The sequence below is a fragment of the Ectobacillus funiculus genome (genome assembly GCF_004138295.1).
Lineage (GTDB): Bacteria > Bacillota > Bacilli > Bacillales > Bacillaceae_G > Ectobacillus > Ectobacillus funiculus.
Genome location: NZ_SCFM01000033.1, coordinates 1 through 15372, shown reverse-complemented (window position 1 = coordinate 15372; position 15372 = coordinate 1). Strand labels below are relative to the sequence as shown.

Sequence of the window (15372 nt, the reverse complement as noted above, 5' to 3'; positions counted from 1 at the left end):
CCAAGCTCGCACGTATTAACGCAGTAATAATACAAAACTGCAAACGCTCATTTTAGTGAAGACGGCTTCCTCCTGCAAGTTGCTGCTGTGCTATCATAACAAGGCGTTTTGTAATCTCGCCTCCAACAGAACCGTTCGCGCGGGATGTTGTCTCTGGGCCAAGCTGGATGCCAAATTCTCGTGCGATTTCTATCTTCATTTGATCAATGGAAGATTGAGCTGCTGCAAAGAGCAGTTCGTTGGAGCTGTTTACGGAAACAGTTGTATGTCGTTGCATGGTGTATCACCTCCTTAAATGAGTCTTGCATATAGAATGTGCTAAACTTAAATATATTATTACTTTCTTTTATTTTCTTTTTTTCAGATTGAAAGCGTCTGAAGGATCAGGATTGTATACATAAAGAGAGGCTGCAATAAGATAGAGAAAAAGCTAACCAAAAGATAGATGGTTAGCTTTTTACGCTTTAAGAAAGTATAACTTTTCGGGGCGATGTCTAGCTCCCAAGGCCCAAAATGACAGACTCCGGCCCACCCCTACGCGCTGCCATAAAAGGCGGACCTTGTCCACTTTTCTTATTATGAATAAGATGTGTACAAATTGAGAAACTCTTTAAAAGACATCCTATTTTTTCTAAATTTAAACTTGACAACAATGCAAATGCCAAAATGCAATTTTGTATAAATTGATAATATATCTGAAATCGCTCTATTATAAGGATATAAGGAAGATAAAAACAAGCATGGAAGGGAGCGTCATCAAAAATGAGCCAAGCAGCTAAAGAAAAGACTGATGCTAGAGTAAAGATACAACGATTTGGCAGCTATCTAAGCGGTATGGTTATGCCGAATATTGGTGCATTTATTGCATGGGGACTTATTACAGCGTTATTTATTCCAACAGGCTGGTTACCGAATGAAAGCTTTGCTAAATTAGTGAGCCCAATGATTACGTACCTTCTTCCGCTTTTGATCGGTTTTACAGGCGGTAGAATGGTTCATGATTTACGAGGCGGCGTAGTCGGTGCGACTGCGACAATGGGGGTCATTGTCGGCTCCGATATTCCAATGTTTTTAGGTGCTATGATTGTCGGACCGCTTGGAGGATATTTAATTAAGAAATTTGACCAAGCGATTCAAGGAAAAGTGAAATCTGGCTTTGAAATGCTAGTCAACAACTTCTCTGCAGGTATTATCGGCGGACTGTTAACATTACTTGCGTATAAAGGAATTGGCCCAGTTGTTTTAGGGTTAAGCAAGGCTTTAGCAGCAGGAGTTAAAGCCATTGTTGCGGCAGGATTATTACCGCTTGCCAATATTTTTATCGAACCGGCAAAGATTTTATTCTTAAACAACGCAATTAACCACGGTATTTTAAGTCCATTAGGAATTGAGCAAGCAGCAAATACAGGAAAGTCAATCTTATTCCTATTAGAATCGAACCCTGGTCCAGGACTTGGTATTTTATTAGCGTACTGGTTGTTTGGTAAAGGTGCAGCAAAGCAATCTGCACCGGGTGCAGTTATTATTCATTTCTTAGGCGGAATTCATGAAATTTACTTCCCGTACGTTTTAATGAAGCCAGTCTTAATTTTAGCGGCAATTGCCGGCGGTGTGAGCGGCGTATTCACATTCAATATTTTACACGCAGGCCTAGTGGCGGCGCCATCACCAGGAAGTATTATTGCTTTGATGGCTATGACGCCAAGAGGCGGATATTTCGCAGTGTTAGCTGGGGTTATCGTAGCTGCGGCTGTATCTTTTGCGGTTGCTTCTATTATTTTAAAGGCAAGCAAAGCAAAAGAAGATGATGAGAATTTAACTGCTGCAGCAGAAAAAATGCAGGAAATGAAAGGAAAACGCAGTACTGCAGCTGCAGCATTAGTAGAGGAAACAGCAGCGGCTCCTGCAGCTTTTGGCACAGTAAATAAAATTGTGTTTGCTTGTGATGCAGGTATGGGTTCCAGTGCGATGGGTGCATCGATTTTGAGAAACAAAGTAAAAAAGGCAGATCTTGATGTAACGGTTATTAATACGGCTATTAATAATCTTCCGGAAGATGCAGACCTTGTGATTACGCATAAGGATTTAACAGATCGTGCAAAAGCAAAGCTTCCAAACGCACAGCATGTTTCTGTAGAAAACTTCCTGAACAGCCCAAGATATGATGAAATCGTAGGCAGTTTGCAGGAGAAGCTTGTAGGAAGTGCAAAATAAGCGGATTTTAGGAAAGGACCCGGTGTGATTGCATCGGGTCCTTTTATGGCACTGTAAGAAAGTATAAATTTCCAGCTAGACGCGAATTCGACGTAGCCGGAAATGTTAGGAACACAGTATAAGTAGGGCTACACCTCTGTCTTCGCCCAAGGGCAGGGCTCACCAGTCAGCGGGTTTTCTTTAGTTGAAAAGTTGTGTTTGTACATCCGTTTTAAAATAATGGCAACAATACTTGTGACGAAATTGAATTTTGTCCTTGTTGTTTCTAGATTGTTCACACTTTATCATAAGAATATAGGTATACAAATTCAAAATTGTCAGCAACCTAACGAGGGGATTTGATAGGAAATCTTTATACGGAGTGGATCCAATGTATATTTCCGCACGGGAGAGACAAATTCTTGAAATCTTATTATCCACTAAGGACGAGTTAACAGTAAAAGATCTTGCAGATGAAATTCATGTGAGTGTAAGAACTGTTCACCGGGACTTGAAAAACGTGGAGGATATTTTAGCGGAATATGATTTGACATTGTTAAAAAAATCAGGTGTAGGCATTCAAGTTGCAGGAAGTGAACAGAAGGTCAATGAATTACAGTTTTTTCTGTTTGGTCTTTCGCATACGGAATATACACCAGAGGAACGTCAAACTATCCTATTATGTACGCTATTAGAAGCAAAAGAACCGGTCAAGCTGGCGAGCTTGGCAAATGATTTAAATGTAACGGTGGCTACGGTAAGTAATGATCTAAATAAAGTAGAGGAATACTTACAGAAGTTTGCGCTCTCTCTTCTTAGAAAAAGAAGCTACGGCGTAGAAATTCAAGGCTCTGAAGGTGCGAAGAGAAGAGCGATGACCAATATGATCTCCGAGCATTTGAATGAATCGGAATTTCTCTCGATTGTGAGGGAAAATATCCAGCGGAAGTCAACGCAGCAAATTGATTCGATTTCTGAACGATTATTAGGTCTCGTGGAAAAAAAGAAGCTGCTTATTGTCGAGAAGGCAATTGAAGAAGCGAATGAGGATTTAGCCTATTCAATGGCTGATAGCGCATATATTGGCTTAGTTGTGCATCTCGCCTTAGCGATGGAGCGTATTCTCCAGGGAGAAAACATTGCGATAGACCCGTCATATTTAGATGAATTGCGAGCTGAGCCGGAATATGAAGTTGCTGAAAAAATCATCCGACAATTAGAGAAGGCCTTTCAGGTCGAGATTCCTGTTGCCGAAATCGGTTATATTACGATGCACTTACGAGGTGCTAAGCTACGTCATGATAAAGAGTATTTAATAGAAGATTCGAGTCTTCAGACGGCGATTCATGCAAAGCTCCTCATCCAATATGTGAGTGATCAATTAGATCAGGACTTAACAAATAATGGCTCTTTACTCCAAGGGCTGGTTGTCCATTTAAAGCCTGCCCTCTATCGCATTAAGCATAATATGGGCATTAGTAATCCATTGCTCCATAAGGTGAAGGGGGATTACCCAGAGCTATTCGCTATTGTGAAACATGCTATGAGGAAGACCTTTCATGAGCTTATAGTACCGGATGAAGAAATCGCCTATGTTGTCATGCATTTTGGGTCTGTCTTATTAGGAAATGTTAGAAACAGTGATATCAAAGCATTGGTCATTTGCTCTAGTGGCATTGGTACATCTAAGATGCTCGCCACAAAGCTGCGGCAGGCATTTCCTGAGTTGCAACAGGTGCGGAACATTTCTTTGTTTGAATTGCCGCAAATGGATATTAATGAGTATCCCCTGATTATTTCAACGATACCGCTGCCAGATTTTTATGGAGAGTATATTATAGTCAGTCCGATTTTAACAAAAGATGAAATTGAGAAAATTAAGCCTTATATTACAAAGCATACTCAACAGAAGCCTTCCATGAAAGCAGCGAAAAGCGCTTTTTCCAATGAGAAGAACCGGCAGCAAGTGCTTGGGGGGATGCACAGCATCCGCGACTACGCTGTTATTATTACAACGCTGTTGGATGGATTCTTCTTGAAGGAAGTACAGCCTCCGTATGCAATGGCGGATATCCTGAGGCAAGCATGTACAGACCTATATGAAAACCAAGTGATTACAGATGTAACAGAGGTTGTTCAAGCATTGCTTGAGAGGGAAGCTATAGGCGGGCTCGGTATTCCGAATACATCGTTGGCGCTATTTCATGCACGTTCTTCCTATGTGCAACTCCCTTCTTTTACGATCTACAGCTTAGCTGAGCCAATAGAAGTAAGAGCGATGGATAACTCGCTCATCGAAACAGAGCATGTTCTTATTTTATTATCTCCTGAGCAGGCTTCGGACAAGATGTTAGAAGCGCTCAGCTATATTAGTTCTTTGTTGATTGAAAGCGATGAGAGTATTGTTGTGTTTCAGTCGCGGAATGAAGAGTGGATTGCGGAATATCTTACTGTCAAATTTGATAACTACTTTGAAGAAAAAATAAAAGAAATAAGGAGTGTATAACTATGTCATTACCAGTTTTAGCTAAAGAAAATATTGTATTACAGGCAGCGATGAATAATAAAGAGGAGGCAATCCGCTTTACTGGAGATGTTCTAGTGAAACGTGGATATGTTGCGCCTTCATATATCGAAAAAATGCTAGAGAGAGAGGAGCTAACATCCACTTATATGGGCAATTTTGTTGCAATTCCTCATGGTACTGAGGACGCAAAAGAATCAGTAAAAGAGTCTGGAATTTCAATTGTTCAAGTACCAGGTGGTGTAGATTTCGGAAATGGCAACATCGTCAAGCTGCTGATTGGAATTGCAGGAAAAAACAATGAGCATTTAGATATCCTCTCTCAAATAGCAATTGTTTGCTCTGAAGAAGAAAATGTCGAAAAAATCATTCACGCAGCATCTGCAGAAGAAATTTTAGCATTATTCGAAGAGGTGAACTAATATGTTAGCCGTTCATTTTGGAGCGGGGAATATTGGTAGGGGCTTTATTGGAAGCTTATTATATCAATCCGGCTTTGAAACATGCTTTGTAGATGTAAATAGTGAACTGGTAGATTTAATTGCCGAAAAGAAAGAGTACCGTGTTGTACTAGCGGAAGACGCTAAACAGGAATCAATTATCCGCAATGTCCAAGCGTTAAACAGTCAGCAAAACCCGGAGAAGGTCATTGAAGCGATTGTAGAAGCGGAAGTTGTGACAACGGCAGTTGGTCCTCATATTTTACAATTTATTGCTCCTTTACTTGCAGAAGGGTTACGCAAACGATATAGCAAGGTAGAGAAGCCGCTCAATATTATTGCATGCGAAAACATGATTGGCGGCAGTTCACTATTAAAGGAAAAGGTGTACGAGCATCTTACAGAGGAAGAAAAACCGTTGTTTGATGAGCGCTTTGGCTTCCCTGATAGTGCAGTGGACCGCATCGTTCCCAATCAAACTAATGAAGATAAGCTTATGGTAATTGTAGAGCCGTTTTATGAGTGGGTTGTGGACGAGACGAAAATTGTTGGAGAAACACCAGCGATTCAAGGAATCACATTTGTGAAGGACTTAGTGCCATATATTGAACGAAAGCTATTCACTGTAAACACAGGGCACGCCATTGCTGCCTACTTAGGCTACCACTTTGGTATTGCCACAATTAATGAGGCAATGGATCACGAAATGGTTCATAGTTTAGTTGAAGGTGCTCTAAAAGAAAGCGGAGCTTTTTTAACGAAGAAATATGATTTTGATGTAGAAGCACATTCGCAATATGTGCTGAAAATTGTTAAACGCTTCTCAAATCCGCACATCTCGGATGAGGTGACAAGGGTAGCACGTTCACCGATTCGTAAGCTTGGACCAAAGGATCGCTTAGTGAGTCCAGCGCAGCAATACATGGATGTTGTGGGAGATGAACCAACGTATCTCGTAAAGGGAATTGCCGCAGCACTGTTGTATGACTTTGCAGGAGATGAAGAAGCGGTACAGGTTCAAAAAACAATTCAAGAAGCTGGCTTAGAAGCTGCAATTCAAGAGCTTACAAAGCTTGATGGCAGTTCCAAGCTATTCCGTTTGATTGTTGAGCAGTACCATGCGTTAAAAGAAAGTAAAGTAAAAGCTTGAGTAAGGACAGCCCTTCCCGATGTGGGAAGGGCTGTTGTTTCAATATTTATGATTATAAAAATCGCTTCCTAATTTCTGGTGAAGGCAGCATACAATTATCCTTTTTGCCGAACCATTTATATCTATTCTTCGCAACGATGTTATAAAAATAGTCTCGTATTGGTCTTGGTACGATTAACAGGCAATAAAGTAGCTTCCAACCAGTCGTTAAATCCTTACAAACTCTTAGCGCCGCCGACGATTTATAGTAACATTGTTCCCCATCTACAAGAATGAAGCTATCTATATTGGCAGGGACATTGTGCTTTCTTAATCGCTCCTGTCCAACATCGCTTTGAATTGCGGCGAACTTATATAGAGCTTTTTTGTCTCTTTTGATGATAAATTGAACACTGCTATCACAAAAATTACATTCTCCATCAAATAAAATAACTTTATTCACGATAGCCTCCCTTTTCAAAGTTACTCTAGAATCAATGTAACATATAAATGCAGTACACTTATAAGTAAAAGCGGTAAATAATGTATTACTTTTACGGCAGACCATTTATAAGAACTCAATCCTATTTTATTGAATGTAAAAAAATCATTTTGAGTGAAAAATCACATTTGTTAGTGATACACTAATGGATAAGAAGGAAAAGAGACCGTTCGATACGTATAACAAGCTTATCAATCGGTGCATGCAATGAAGATTGTACATAATTAGGGAGTAGTAAAAGGGGAGAACAGATGATATGACAGAGCAGCTATTGGAAAAGGGAATGTTGTTAAACGGACAGTGGGTACAGGCAGAGGAATCCTTTTTTGTAAAAAACCCCGCAACTTGGGAGAATGTCGGCGTGGTTCCAAGCGGTACTGTAGCACATGCGAAGCAAGCGGTAGATGCAGCGGCGTCTGCATTTGTGACATGGTCAAAGGCGACAGCGTATGAGCGTGCGGCATTCCTAGAGAGATGGTTTCATGTAATTGAATCGCGGCTGGAGGAAATCGCGCGTGTCATGACGCAGGAACAAGGAAAGCCGCTTGCGGAAGCAATTGGAGAGGTACGCTATGCGAATAGCTTTTTGAAATGGTATGCCGAAGAGGCGAAGCGTGTGTATGGTGAGATTATTCCCGCTTCTGTGGGATCAAAGCGCCTTCTTGTGCAAAAGCAGCCGGTTGGTGTTGTAGCAGCCGTTACTCCATGGAACTTCCCGGCAGCTATGATTACACGCAAGGTTGCTCCAGCTTTAGCGGCAGGCTGTACAGTTGTTATTAAACCAGCGGAGCATACACCGCTTACTGCACTTCTGCTGGCGGAATGTGCGCAGGAGGCTGGCATTCCAGAAGGAGTGATTAACATTGTTACAACGCTGCACCCAGCTGAGGTTGTGGATACTTGGATGGAGGACAGCCGCGTCAAAAAGATCACCTTTACCGGCTCCACACCAGTCGGCAAGCTATTAATGCGAAAGGCTGCAGATACAGTGAAAAAGGTATCCCTTGAGTTAGGGGGACTTGCGCCTTTTATCATTGCAGAGGATGCGAACTTAGATGAGGCTGTTCAAGGTGTGATGCAGTCGAAGTTCCGTAATGCCGGGCAAACATGTGTATGTGCAAATAGGATTTATGTACACGAAAATATAAAAGACAAGTTTTTGGAAGCGTTCACCCAAGCGGTAGCAGATCTTCGCGTTGGAAATGGTCTGGATGAAGGGACGGAAATCGGTCCGCTTATCAATGAAGCGGCTGTACAAAAGGTGAAACGACATCTTGAGGATGCGCAGGCCAAAGGTGCTGCTGTGCACGGAGAAGCTGTATTAGCATCAAGTGTTGGTCATTTTATGAAGCCGATTGTTGTCTCGAATGCAACAGATGATATGCTTTGCATGCAGGAGGAAACATTTGGCCCGCTTGCGCCGGTTAGCATATATACTGACGATGCCGAAGTTGTGCAGCGTGCCAACAATACACCGTTTGGTTTGGCGGCATATGTTTATACGCAATCCTTGCAAAAGGCATTTTTCTTCTCAGAGAATTTAGAGTACGGCATTGTTGGTGTAAACGATGGTTTGCCATCTGTTGCGCAAGCGCCATTTGGCGGCATGAAGGAAAGTGGTCTTGGCAGAGAAGGCGGCCATCATGGACTTGATGAGTTTTTGGAAACGAAGTACGTGTCATTGAATTTGAAATAAGGATTGGTTGTAAGCAGTCCGTATCTATAAGAAAAGCGGACAAGGCCCGCCTTTTATGGCAGCATAGGGGTGGGCCGGAGTAAAAGGCGCTTTTTGCCTTTTGCGGAGGTTTAGCTCGGAGTCTGCCATTTTGGGCCTTGGGAGCTAGACATCGCCCCGAAAAGTTATACTTTCTTATAGTGTAAAAAATACCCCCGAAGACTAGATCATTCGGGGGTTAATTGTATAGAACGAAAATGTTTGATGACAACATTTTTAAAAATAGCTGTGTCTCCTTCAGAAAAAGGTGTTATTCCTTTATCGTTTAAATGAGGAAATACTTGATTCGAATGGGCTACAGTACCATCGTGAATGAATACTTCAATACTTGTTTTAGCAACAAGAATTTTCAAATGAACCTTCTTCTTGCTTGCATCAAACGGGGCTTTACTTTCAACATACTTTTTACTCTTATCGGGTTGGTCTGTAAAGGCCCTATTAACATAAGAAAAGTTATCTTTTATAAACAATCCCACATCAATATGACGTGTTTTGTCTGTTGATTCTCGAATTCTTAATCCTACATTTTTGACATCTGACCAAGATATATCAGCATCAAGCTGATAAACATCCCCTTTTACCTTAAGGGTTTTTGACCCATTAACCTCGATTATGTGACTTTCATCAAAAATACGGTGAACTGTGATGCGCTGTTTTTGACGTAATTTCGGACTGAATAATGTTACATAGTCTTGTAGTTCCTTCATGTAATAGTTGTTCATTGATATAAGAGTAGCTCAATCGTAAATGGTGATTTTCTTGTTCTACAGCGTAACATGCTGATCCTGGTAAGAATGTGAGCTGCTGTTTTCTAGCTTCTACTAGAAGATGATGCGTATCTATCCAGGAAGGGAGACTGAGCCATAGGTTCAAGCCCCCTTGTGGGATTACCCATGATACCCCAGAAGGAGCATGCTGTGAAAGTAGCGTAAGAACCAAGTCGCGTCTTATCTTCAGAGCAGTTCTTAGTTTTGTCATATGATCCATGATTTTTTCAGATTGGATAAATGGCAAAATTGCTTTTTGTGTAAGCAAAGGACTGCCTAAGTCAGCATTTGCCTTTGCAGCCAGTAGACGATTAAATATAGAACCGGAAGCAGCTAATATTCCAATCCTGCAACCGGGTGCTAATGTTTTACTTAAACCTTTCAAATAAATCACATGACCGTAATGATCCATACTTTTAATGGCAGCAGGCGGTTTTTTGTTAAAATAAATTTCCCCCCATGGATCGTCCTCAATAATAATACTTTGAATACTTTGCGCTATATCCAGAACTTGTCTACGGCGCTTCGAAGTCATAACAGCACCTGTTGGATTATGAAAAGTAGGGATTGTATAAATAATCTTTGGTTTGTATTTATCGCATAAGTTTTGAAGAATATCTACTCGCATCCCATTAGCATCAACAGGGACGGTGAGGATTGTAGCTCCTCTCCCGCGAAAAACATCAATCGCTCCCGGGTAGGTAGGGGCTTCCATCACAACCACATCACCCGGTCCAACAAATGTACGTGCAACAAGATCTATTCCTTGCTGTGAACCGCTCGTGACTAAAAGGTTATCAGGTGCAGCGGCAACTCCAAAATTCTTTAAATACTCGGACATTGCATTTCTCAGCCCTGTATCCCCTTGAATCTCTCCATATTGAGAGAGAATTCTTGGACTTTTAGACAGAATTTGATGAATCTCCCGCTCTAAATATCGATTTGGAAGAAGTCCAGGATCAATCATAGAAGATGAAAGATGAATCTTTTCAGAGGTGTGATGAAAACGGGCAAACTGAGCTCTAGGTAAATAATCTTGAAGGGATAACTGCCAATCAAAAGAAAGAACCTCATGCCCCTCATCCGCTAGCTCTTCTGTTTCAGCATTTACGAAGGTCCCTTTTCCTTGGACAGAAGTAATAAAACCTTCTTGCTCCAGTTTGTTGTATGCCTTCACAACAGTAACCAAACTTACTCCCAGCTGTTTCGATAGATCACGTACGGAAGGCAGTTGAATTCCTTCTGGCAGGAGCCCTGAACGGATGTGATCGATGATAGATAAGTATATTTGCTTAGAAAGTGAAATCTCAGCTTTCCGTTGGATTTCAATATGCATAATTCTTCTCCTTCAAGTGTTATATAGGTGTGTTGAGTGTTATACATAGTTTTGATATAAAATGCCAATTACAGATGAACATATTATAACACTTGGAGGGATAGGATGAGCAAAGCTATTGAGCTGCAGGAGTATCGTAAAAGAAAAAAGTTGCAGAGCTTCCTTCGTGTTTTCACGATAATAAGTATGACTATTGTAATCGGAATATTTATCTACGCCTTAGCTGTAATCAAGAGGGACCATCCTGTACGTTTGCCTCCATATATCGAGTTTAAGGCTGGGTAAAGCACACTTAGGCGAACAGCAAAATGAAGGTCAAGTATCTATTTTACACTTTAAGAAAGTATAAATTTCTAGCTAGAAGACAATTTGATGTAGCGAGAAATTTTAGGAATAAAGTATAAGTAGGGCTACGCCGCTGTCTTCGCCCAAAGGCAGGGCTCGACCGGTGGTTCTGACTTTAACTCGCACTGCAATCTCAGCGTTCTGCTGCATGTTAATATACGTAGTTGATCCTCTTTAAAGTGTTATACAAGTGTGTTGAGTGTTATGTATAGCGCTAGTGTAAAATAACATTGTTGAATAAATACTTTATAATATTTAGAGGGGGACGTAATAATGAAATGCTATGTTGTGGACGCATTTGCCGAAAATGTATTCGAAGGAAATCCTGCTGCTGTTTGTATTATGGAGAAGTGGATTTTGGATGATACGATGCAAAAAATTGCTGCTGAAAATAACTTGTCTGAAACAGCGTTTGCTGTGAAGGAGGGAGACGGTTATCGGTTAAGATGGTTTACTCCGGGGGGAGAAATTGACCTTTGTGGCCATGCTACTTTGGCAACAGCGTATGTGATTGCCAATTATTATGAAAAGACTGTGAATAGAATTACGTTTCAGACAATGAGCGGGGAGCTTGTTGTGCTAAAAAAAGATGAGCTTTATGAAATGGATTTTCCTAGCAGAATGCCTGAAGAATTTAGGTTAACGGAGCAAATGGTCGAAGCTCTAGGGGTAAAGCCTATTGAAACCTATTTGGGCAGAGATTTAATGTTTGTACTGGAGAGGGAAGAAGACGTTCAAAATGCATCACCTGATTTCTCTAAGCTAGAAAAATTGTCAGATGGTTTGGGTGTTTTAATTACCGCGAAAAGTGAAAAGTATGATTTTGTTTCTAGATGCTTTTTTCCGAAGCTAAATGTAAATGAAGACCCTGTGTGTGGTTCTGCCCATTGTAATTTCATCCCTTTCTGGGCAAAACGTTTAGAAAAGGATGAAATGATAGCGAGACAGCTTTCTAAGCGTGGTGGAACAGTATACTGTAAATTAGCTGGTGATAGAGTAAAAATCAGCGGATCAGCAGTTTTATATTCCATTGCAGATCTGCAGATAAATTCATAAGGGATGGGCCTATGTGCCGATGATGGTATCTCTTTTAAGTAAATAGTGCAAAAAAGCCTGCAGAGATTATAGAGGCTTTTTTGCACTTTAAGAAAAAGTATAAATTTCTAGCTGGAAGACAATTCGAAGTAGCGGGAAATTTTAAGAATACAGTATAAGTGCAACTACGCCGCTGTCTTCGCCCAAAGGCAGGGCTCGCCAATCGACGAGTTTTCTTTACACTATCCTTGAATAATTCATGTAGGTTTTATATTTTTCTCGAATATTTTTTGCAAGAGCCCCCTTATTGTATCCGTTTGCAAAAAATCAGCTTTCAGACTCTATTGCAAGGGGCTATTTTCCATTAAATAACATAACCGATACCAATTTTTTCTGCAGGTCAATTCAGTTACTTGGAGATTACAAGCTCAATATTATGATTTTTTGCGTACTCTTGGTAATCCTCACTTGGATTAGTATTAGTAATGATATAATCGATCTCATTGAGACCGCAATAAGTAATCAGGGCATACTTGTCAAATTTATGCTGATCCACCATCAAATATACTTTTGAACTCCGTTTAACGACCGCTTGCTTTATTTCGCTTTCAAGAGGAGATGAATGAGTCACGCCATTTTCTATAGAGATGCCAGTTGAGGCCATGAAAGCTTTGTTAATATTATAAGCCTTTAATAAATCCGTGTTTTTAAAGCTAACAAATGATTTTGTTTCACGGTTAACTACTCCGCCTGTTGAAATTACATTTAAGTTAGAGTAAGGAAGGGAATGAGTAATAAAATCCAAGTTATTAGTAATGACAGTCACTTGTTTTGGCTGTAAATATTCCACCATTTCTAATGTGGTTGTTCCGGAGTCAATATAAATAATGTCCCCATCTTCTACTAAATCTGCTGCCGCTTTGGCAATTGCCTCTTTTTGTTCTTGATTACGTGTTTGTCTTTTATTAAAGGATTCCAGTGGAGCAGGGGCATGATCTATCGCTACTCCGCCATAGACCTTTTTTATTTTTCCTCCTTCAACCAATTGCTGAACATCACGGCGAATTGTGTTTTTTGATACATTAAACACCGTGGTAAGTTCATCTAAAGATACTGTTTGATGCTCAAAGATATAATCTTGTATTCGTTCAATCCGTTTTGTTTTTAACATATTTATCCCTCGGTTTATTTTTTTTATTTTACATTAACTTAACTGCTGATCAAAAATATAATTCACCATTACAATTTATACAATCATAGGATTAGAAATGTATTTCTGGTGATAGTATAAGTGTTTTAATGTATTCTAACAAAACTTACTCAAGAATTCACCATGTTTTTTATGGGATATTCATTTGATTGCAGATGAAGAACTGTCTAAAAATAAAAAATAATGTCGTTTAATGTTTATAATTTTGACGAAAGAAGATAAATTTTAATAGAAATCTCTTGATTTATAAGGGTTTTTCTCATGATAACTTAAGTCGATAGAAAAAATCTTGGATTTTTTATTGACTGAAAGCGGTTTTAACAGTATTATGAAATCAAACATATCCAACATGTTACCGAAATATGACAAGATCGTCTTGAAAGAGGCAGAAAAGCAAGAGGTTGTAATCGATTGCAGCACTTTCTGGATAATCTGGGTATGGTTAAGTCTTGGTGATATCTGTACGCCATTTGGAATCAAAGATGTAAAGATGTAAAAACAAGACGATGTAATCGATTGTATTAGTTGCCCAATAACCTGAAAGTGATTAAGTTCTTGTAGGATTTAAATTCTATCTGGGATTCTTGTTACACGGGTATAGAAGGGGAAAAGAATGTAATCGATTGCAAATTTTGCCCAACGATCTGAATGTGATTAAGTCCTTGCAGGATCTAAAGCTAATTGAAATTCATATGACAAGGGTATAAAAGCAAGATGATGTAATCGATTGCACTACTACCCGATAATCTAAGATATTTAGACGACCTTATGTCTAAATATAAAATGAATTTTCAATATGACACCGCTGGCTTAACGTAACTACATTAGCTTTGGAGGTTATTCATTATGCCATTAATTAGATTCGATGTAATAGAAGGGCGAGACAAGGAGTCACTAAAAAGTCTATTAGATGCTTCTCACCGAGCAATGGTTAAGGCTTTTGGTGTACCGGAAAGAGATCGTTATCAAATCGTTCATCAGCATCCTGCTCATGAGTTAATTATAGAGGATACTGGTTTAGGATTTGAGAGAAGTGAAAATGTAGTAATTATCAGTGTAACTAGTAAGCAAAGAACTGAGGAGCAAAAGCAGACTCTTTATCAGCTTTTGGTTCAAGAGCTCGGGGAAAGCTGCGGAATAGAACCTAATGATATTATGGTTTCTATTGTTACCAACGGAGATGCTGATTGGAGCTTTGGATTTGGAGAAGCCCAGTTTTTAACTGGTAAATTATAACCGTATTTCATAAAAAAGATACGGAAATTCTCTTGTGAGGACCTGCCCGTATGGGTTGTTAAAGTGGTTTAGATAATCAATAGAAGCAGAAGCAAATTTTCTAAGGGGGAAGAAAACATGGTAGAAACAGTAAAAGCGGTAAAATTGAAAAACTACATTAACGGTGAGTGGGTTGAAAGTAACACAACGAAGTATGAGGATGTTTACAATCCAGCTACAAAAGAAGTAATTGCTCAAGTTCCACACTCAACAAAAGAAGATATCGACTATGCGATCGAGGTTGCTGCAAAAGCATTTAAAAAATGGCAAAACGTTGCAGTACCAAGACGTGCAAGAATCCTATTTAACTATCAACAATTACTAACTAAGCATAAAGAAGAATTGGCTCAATTGATCACAAAGGAAAATGGAAAAAGCCTTTCTGAAGCACGTGGGGAAGTACAACGCGGAATTGAGAATGTTGAATTTGCTGCCGGTGCACCTTCTCTAATGATGGGCGATTCATTAGCTTCCATTGCTACGGATGTTGAAGCAACAAACTACCGTTATCCAATTGGGGTTGTTGGCGGAATTGCACCATTTAACTTCCCAATGATGGTACCTTGCTGGATGTTCCCGATGGCAATTGCGTTAGGTAATACGTTTGTGTTAAAGCCATCTGAAAGAACACCACTTTTAACAGAAAAATTAGTAGAGCTATTTACAGAAGCAGGACTTCCAAATGGCGTATTCAACGTGGTTCACGGTGCGCATGATGTTGTAAACGGTATTCTAGATCACCCTGAAGTAAAAGCAATTTCGTTTGTTGGATCTAAGCCAGTTGGTGAGTACGTATTTAAACGCGGCAGTGAGAACCTAAAACGTGTTCAATCGTTAACAGGTGCGAAAAACCATACAATCGTTCTAAATGATGCGGATTT

The 15372-nt window shown here is 39.9% G+C and carries 12 protein-coding genes and 2 pseudogenes; 9 read left to right on the top strand and 5 right to left on the bottom strand.

From position 1 onward, the window contains the following. Positions 1 to 52 precede the first annotated feature (52 nt). Entirely contained in the window at positions 53 to 277 is a 225-nt protein-coding gene (locus EP737_RS18565) for an alpha/beta-type small acid-soluble spore protein (RefSeq protein WP_129729727.1), read from the bottom strand. 485 nt (positions 278 to 762) lie between these two features. On the opposite strand from EP737_RS18565, the gene EP737_RS18560 reads away from it, so the two are divergent. The 4 genes from EP737_RS18560 to EP737_RS18545 all read left to right on the top strand — a co-directional run bounded on the left by EP737_RS18560 (position 763) and on the right by EP737_RS18545 (position 6307). Further along, positions 763 to 2214 (top strand): PTS mannitol transporter subunit IIBC, encoded by a 1452-nt coding sequence (locus tag EP737_RS18560; protein ID WP_129729725.1) that lies wholly within the window; start codon positions 763 to 765, stop codon positions 2212 to 2214. A gap of 370 nt (positions 2215 to 2584) precedes the next feature. Beyond that, positions 2585 to 4699, top strand: coding sequence for a BglG family transcription antiterminator (locus EP737_RS18555; protein WP_129729723.1), 2115 nt, complete (start codon positions 2585 to 2587; stop codon positions 4697 to 4699). A 2-nt stretch (positions 4700 to 4701) separates the two neighbouring features. Further along, a complete protein-coding gene (locus tag EP737_RS18550; RefSeq protein WP_129729721.1) occupies positions 4702 to 5139 on the top strand; it encodes a PTS mannitol transporter subunit IIA in 438 nt (145 codons plus the stop codon). Between the two features lies 1 nt (position 5140). Next, on the top strand, positions 5141 to 6307 hold the full coding sequence (locus EP737_RS18545; protein ID WP_129729719.1) for a mannitol-1-phosphate 5-dehydrogenase: 1167 nt from the start codon (positions 5141 to 5143) through the stop codon (positions 6305 to 6307). Positions 6308 to 6359: 52 nt separating this feature from the next. Here EP737_RS18545 and EP737_RS18540 read toward each other — a convergent pair whose 3' ends face one another. Continuing rightward, positions 6360 to 6749, bottom strand: coding sequence for a thiol-disulfide oxidoreductase DCC family protein (locus EP737_RS18540; protein ID WP_129729717.1), 390 nt, complete (start codon positions 6747 to 6749; stop codon positions 6360 to 6362). Positions 6750 to 7044: 295 nt separating this feature from the next. Between EP737_RS18540 and EP737_RS18535 the strand changes: the two genes are divergently transcribed. Further along, positions 7045 to 8484 (top strand): NAD-dependent succinate-semialdehyde dehydrogenase, encoded by a 1440-nt coding sequence (locus tag EP737_RS18535; protein WP_129729715.1) that lies wholly within the window; start codon positions 7045 to 7047, stop codon positions 8482 to 8484. A 206-nt stretch (positions 8485 to 8690) separates the two neighbouring features. Here EP737_RS18535 and EP737_RS18530 read toward each other — a convergent pair. Both EP737_RS18530 and pdxR read right to left on the bottom strand, forming a co-directional pair. Continuing rightward, positions 8691 to 9134, bottom strand: a pseudogene (locus EP737_RS18530) (GH32 C-terminal domain-containing protein); the annotation flags it as partial. Between the two features lie 13 nt (positions 9135 to 9147). After that, positions 9148 to 10626, bottom strand: coding sequence for a MocR-like pyridoxine biosynthesis transcription factor PdxR (gene pdxR, locus EP737_RS18525; RefSeq protein ID WP_129729711.1), 1479 nt, complete (start codon positions 10624 to 10626; stop codon positions 9148 to 9150). Between the two features lie 105 nt (positions 10627 to 10731). Between pdxR and EP737_RS18520 the strand changes: the two genes are divergently transcribed. Together EP737_RS18520 and EP737_RS18515 are read left to right on the top strand one after the other, a co-directional pair. Next, the gene (locus tag EP737_RS18520) at positions 10732 to 10911 is read left to right on the top strand and encodes a hypothetical protein (protein ID WP_129729709.1); all 180 of its coding nucleotides are present in this window, start codon (positions 10732 to 10734) and stop codon (positions 10909 to 10911) included. Positions 10912 to 11244: 333 nt separating this feature from the next. Then, complete coding sequence (locus EP737_RS18515; RefSeq protein WP_129729707.1) at positions 11245 to 12027, top strand: PhzF family phenazine biosynthesis protein; 783 nt, start codon at positions 11245 to 11247, stop codon at positions 12025 to 12027. A gap of 388 nt (positions 12028 to 12415) precedes the next feature. Here EP737_RS18515 and EP737_RS18510 read toward each other — a convergent pair whose 3' ends face one another. Continuing rightward, positions 12416 to 13177, bottom strand: coding sequence for a DeoR/GlpR family DNA-binding transcription regulator (locus EP737_RS18510; protein ID WP_129729705.1), 762 nt, complete (start codon positions 13175 to 13177; stop codon positions 12416 to 12418). An 885-nt stretch (positions 13178 to 14062) separates the two neighbouring features. On the opposite strand from EP737_RS18510, the gene EP737_RS18505 reads away from it, so the two are divergent. Continuing rightward, positions 14063 to 14452, top strand: a complete 390-nt coding sequence (locus EP737_RS18505) for a tautomerase family protein (RefSeq protein ID WP_129729704.1) — start codon at positions 14063 to 14065, stop codon at positions 14450 to 14452. 117 nt (positions 14453 to 14569) lie between these two features. Continuing rightward, a pseudogene (gene iolA, locus EP737_RS18500) lies at positions 14570 to 15372 on the top strand (methylmalonate-semialdehyde dehydrogenase); the annotation flags it as partial.

What these genes read in the sequence shown, in the direction of transcription:
- EP737_RS18565 (WP_129729727.1), bottom strand. Translation starts at nt 277, where the DNA reads ATGCAACGACATACAACTGTTTCCGTAAACAGCTCCAACGAACTGCTC.
- EP737_RS18560 (WP_129729725.1), top strand. Translation starts at nt 763, where the DNA reads ATGAGCCAAGCAGCTAAAGAAAAGACTGATGCTAGAGTAAAGATACAA.
- EP737_RS18555 (WP_129729723.1), top strand. Translation starts at nt 2,585, where the DNA reads ATGTATATTTCCGCACGGGAGAGACAAATTCTTGAAATCTTATTATCC.
- EP737_RS18550 (WP_129729721.1), top strand. Translation starts at nt 4,702, where the DNA reads ATGTCATTACCAGTTTTAGCTAAAGAAAATATTGTATTACAGGCAGCG.
- EP737_RS18545 (WP_129729719.1), top strand. Translation starts at nt 5,141, where the DNA reads ATGTTAGCCGTTCATTTTGGAGCGGGGAATATTGGTAGGGGCTTTATT.
- EP737_RS18535 (WP_129729715.1), top strand. Translation starts at nt 7,045, where the DNA reads ATGACAGAGCAGCTATTGGAAAAGGGAATGTTGTTAAACGGACAGTGG.
- pdxR (WP_129729711.1), bottom strand. Translation starts at nt 10,626, where the DNA reads ATGCATATTGAAATCCAACGGAAAGCTGAGATTTCACTTTCTAAGCAA.
- EP737_RS18520 (WP_129729709.1), top strand. Translation starts at nt 10,732, where the DNA reads ATGAGCAAAGCTATTGAGCTGCAGGAGTATCGTAAAAGAAAAAAGTTG.
- EP737_RS18515 (WP_129729707.1), top strand. Translation starts at nt 11,245, where the DNA reads ATGAAATGCTATGTTGTGGACGCATTTGCCGAAAATGTATTCGAAGGA.
- EP737_RS18510 (WP_129729705.1), bottom strand. Translation starts at nt 13,177, where the DNA reads ATGTTAAAAACAAAACGGATTGAACGAATACAAGATTATATCTTTGAG.
- EP737_RS18505 (WP_129729704.1), top strand. Translation starts at nt 14,063, where the DNA reads ATGCCATTAATTAGATTCGATGTAATAGAAGGGCGAGACAAGGAGTCA.